We start from the raw sequence: 611 nt of genomic DNA on the forward strand, positions 1-611 counted from the left end.
ACCTGACCGGCCGGTTCTGGCCGATAGTAGCCCTTCCCAAGCTGCCTAGCCTGTGAAGGTCCGCTCCCGCTGCCTTGCTGTTACTCATAGCTGCAGGGCGAATGACGGCAACAGGTCGAAAGCGGCGGCAGGCCATGATTCCATAAACGGGGGTGTAAGAATTTTTGCGTAAATGATCATTTGGCAGGATACCGCCGTCCTGCGCAATTATGATATTTCATAACCATTTGATTTAATTGGTCGGGGCGAGAGGATTTGAACCTCCGACCACCTGAACCCCATTCAGGTGCGCTACCAGGCTGCGCTACGCCCCGCGAAGCCGGTAATATACTGTTGAAACCTGACTCTGGTCAATGCCCATGACGGCACAAATTCAGTAGTGCCGACAACTCTGCACGTAAATATTGTAGACGACCATCACCCACCACCCTGATCTGACCTGGGGAATCGGCCACTTCCAGCTCTAACCGCGTCTGTTCTTCTAAATGTTCCTGGCGTGCCGCATGCGTTAAGACCTGCATCCGCTCGCGGGCACCATGAATGGTATATCCCTCACCATAGAGCAGCAGACGAATCTGTCGGGCCAGCAGCAAATCATGACTTTGATAGTA

General features: G+C 53.4%; 1 protein-coding gene and 1 tRNA gene. Both read right to left on the reverse strand.

What is annotated here, in order from left to right; genetic code table 11:
• Positions 1-237: 237 nt before the first annotated feature.
• A tRNA-Pro gene (locus tag M6F29_RS12040) sits at positions 238-314 on the reverse strand.
• A gap of 36 nt (positions 315-350) precedes the next feature.
• Positions 351-611, reverse strand: a 261-nt coding sequence (locus M6F29_RS12045; RefSeq protein WP_298160261.1) for a hypothetical protein, incomplete at its 5' end; no start/stop codon positions are given.

It is taken from the genome of Ferrovum sp., from assembly GCF_027317285.1.
Taxonomy (GTDB): Bacteria; Pseudomonadota; Gammaproteobacteria; order Burkholderiales; family Ferrovaceae; genus Ferrovum.